The 565-nt window shown below is 69.7% G+C and carries 1 protein-coding gene; it reads left to right on the top strand.

The window, feature by feature from the left end; translation table 11 throughout:
* Positions 1–78: 78 nt before the first annotated feature.
* Positions 79–565: transposase (locus E8M80_RS25650; RefSeq protein ID WP_137128553.1), on the top strand; the 487-nt coding region annotated here is incomplete at its 3' end.

Genomic DNA, 565 nt, shown 5'->3' with positions numbered 1-565 from the left:
TGAGACCTGTGCGCGGAAGCCTTGCGGCGCGGCGTGCTCACTGATTCTCTGTGCTGCGCGACGCGGGGAGCGGGCGGCATGGCACATCGCACCATCGGCCAGGAGAGCCTGGCGCCGGACGGCACCTCGCGCAGCGGCGCGGCCTTGGAGCGCCTGTCGTCGCTGATCGACTGGCAGCCGATCTGCGCACTGTTGGCCCCGCTCTACCCTTCCGCCAAGGGCGAACCTGCCTGGCCGCCGCTGTCGATGTTCAAGGCGCTGCTGCTGGCGGTCTGGCACGACCTGTCGGACGTGAAACTGGCCGAGGCCTTGGAGGACCGCGCAAGCTTCCGTCGTTTCTGCGGCTTCGCCGCGCGGGAGGCGACTCCCGAGCGCACCGCCTTTGTGCGCTTCCGCCGCGCCCTGATCGCGCAGGGCCTGGACCGGAAGCTGTTCGAGGCCGTCACCGCGCAGCTCAAGGCGCGTGCGATCACGGTCAAGACCGGCACGCTCGTGGACGCGACGATCATCACCTCTGCCAGCAAGGGCGATGGCGAGGCGCGTTGGGTGAAGCATCGCAACCGCG

Source organism: Roseomonas sp. HF4 (genome assembly GCF_005222755.1).
GTDB lineage: Bacteria > Pseudomonadota > Alphaproteobacteria > Acetobacterales > Acetobacteraceae > Neoroseomonas.
Note: the sequence above shows the minus strand (reverse complement) of the source record. Positions and strands in the feature narration are given on the sequence as shown.